At 62.0% G+C, this 2,079-nt stretch carries 2 protein-coding genes; both read right to left on the bottom strand.

Annotated features, from left to right (window positions below; genetic code table 11):
- On the bottom strand, positions 1-859 hold an 859-nt coding region (locus ACTJGZ_RS15225), incomplete at its 3' end, for a DUF481 domain-containing protein (protein WP_441663746.1).
- A 179-nt stretch (positions 860-1,038) separates the two neighbouring features.
- On the bottom strand, positions 1,039-2,079 hold a 1,041-nt coding region (rlmD, locus tag ACTJGZ_RS15220), incomplete at its 5' end, for a 23S rRNA (uracil(1939)-C(5))-methyltransferase RlmD (protein ID WP_441663745.1).

Below are 2,079 nucleotides of genomic sequence, written 5' to 3'. Positions count from 1 at the left end.
ACTGTTTGCCGCTGAAATAGCGCGAATAATCCCAGCTCATCCCCAGCGATTGAAAGCGCACGCTGTCGCCGTCGTGATAGCGGTAACGCGTATGGTTGGCCAGCGCTGACACCGACAAGGCGCCCAGTTCGTTATCCCAGAACTGATAGCCCGGCCCCAGTGCAAAACTCAGATCCCGCGCCGGGTCATCGATATAGTCATGACGGTAGCGCACACGCCCCTGAATAAAGAGTTTCTCGGTGACGAAGCGGTCCAGGGTATAGAGCGCCATGTAATTATGGGTACCCACCACGCTGTCCTGGGATTTGCGGGTGTAATTGGCTGTCAAGCCGTGGCGCCAGTTATAGCGCCTCAGCGTGGATTGCAAAGCTACCGTCCAGTTTTCATTGCTCTTGGCGGCATGGTTCGCGTCCAGCGCCAAGTCGGCATTGCCTTTGAAGACCCAATCCCGCAGGACCGGATGCGGGCGCACCAGGCGCTCCACCTGGCTCAGGGCAATCGGTTGCGCGGCCGCGGCCTCGGGGGTCTCTGGGGCGGCGGCCAGTTGCAAGGCTTGCCCTTCCTGGGGCGCGGGCAACAGCCTGGCCCGGTAGCCCGCAGGCAGCCCTGGGGCTCGCAGCACCAAGGGGTCATCAGTTTCTATCTGTGTGACGTGCTTCCAGTCTAGGCGTATTTCACCGGCATAAGCGGTATTCAGCAGCAATTTTCCCCCATCCAGCAGCTGAATCGTCCCGGTCAAGCGGTCACCATTGGAGAGCAATACCGTATCTGCCAAGCTGGCGGCTGCCGGCAGGCCCAGGCAGGCAGTCGCCAGGGCGCGGATCGCCGCGCGCTGGCATAAGGCTATGGGAGAAATCAAAACACCATCCTCATCATGAGGCGCGCCCGGATCAGCGTGATCCAGTCGCGCAGGAAAAATGCGCGTCGCAGCAGCCCCATAAGGCTTAAGCCTGCGTCACGAGCCAGGCCAAGCGTACACGAGCCTCAGCAGCAACCGTATGCGATCTTTCTGCAAAAGTTCATTTCAGCGCGGCCGGATTACGGCTCCAGCACGGCAATCGACTCCACATGGGCAGTATGCGGGAACATATTGATGACCCCCGCCTGCAATAGCCGGTAGCCACCCGTGTGCACCATCATGGCCACGTCTCTGGCAAGCGTGGCCGGATTACAGGATACATAAACGATGCGGCGCGGCCGCTCATGCGTTTGCAGCGCAGCCAGCGCTGTGGCCAGCGCCAGGGCGCCATCACGCGGCGGGTCGATCAGCATGCGATCAAAATACCCTAGCGAACGCAGCCAGCGCACGTCGATTTCGAATAGATTCAAAGTCTGGAACTGCGCCTTATCCGCCAACCCGTGCTGCGCGGCGGCTTGCCTGGCGCGGTCGGTCAAGGCGATGCTGCCCTCTACGCCCAGGACGGACCGGCTGCAAGTGGCCAGCGGCAAGCTGAAATTGCCCAGCCCGCAGAACAAATCCGCCACCCTGTCCTGCGGCTGGCACTGCAGCAAGGCCAACGCGCGCGCAACCAGCACTTGATTGAGCGCATGGTTCACCTGAGTGAAATCGGTTGGCCGGTATGGCATGCGCAAGCCATAGGCGGGCAAGGCATAGGCCAGCTTGGCATCATCGCCGCGCACCAAGGGATGGGCGCTATCGGGGCCACCCGGCTGCAGCCACCAGGAAATCCCGTGCTGCACGCCAAAATCGCGCAAGCGTTCGATATCCCGCCGTTGCAGCGGCGCCAGGTGGCGCAACACCAGCGCCGTGACCTGATCCCCTACCGCCACTTCAATCTCCGGAATGCGTTCCGGCACCGACAATTGCGCCACCAGGTCATGCAAGGGTTCCAGCAAGCGCGAAACATGCGCAGGCAAAACCCGGCATTCGCGGATATCCGCCACGTAACTGCTTTTGCGCGCCCGAAACCCAATCATCACGCCACCCTTGCCGGGCACCATGCGGACCCCCAATCTGGCGCGGAAACGGTAGCCCCAGGCCGGCCCCTGCAAAGGCGCCAGCATGCTGCCCGGATGCAGCTTGCCGATATGCCCGAACGCGTCTTCCAGCACGCGCTG

Origin of the sequence: Kerstersia sp., assembly GCF_052103615.1 — a bacterium.
Lineage (GTDB): Bacteria > Pseudomonadota > Gammaproteobacteria > Burkholderiales > Burkholderiaceae_B > Kerstersia.
Note: the sequence above shows the minus strand (reverse complement) of the source record. Positions and strands in the feature narration are given on the sequence as shown.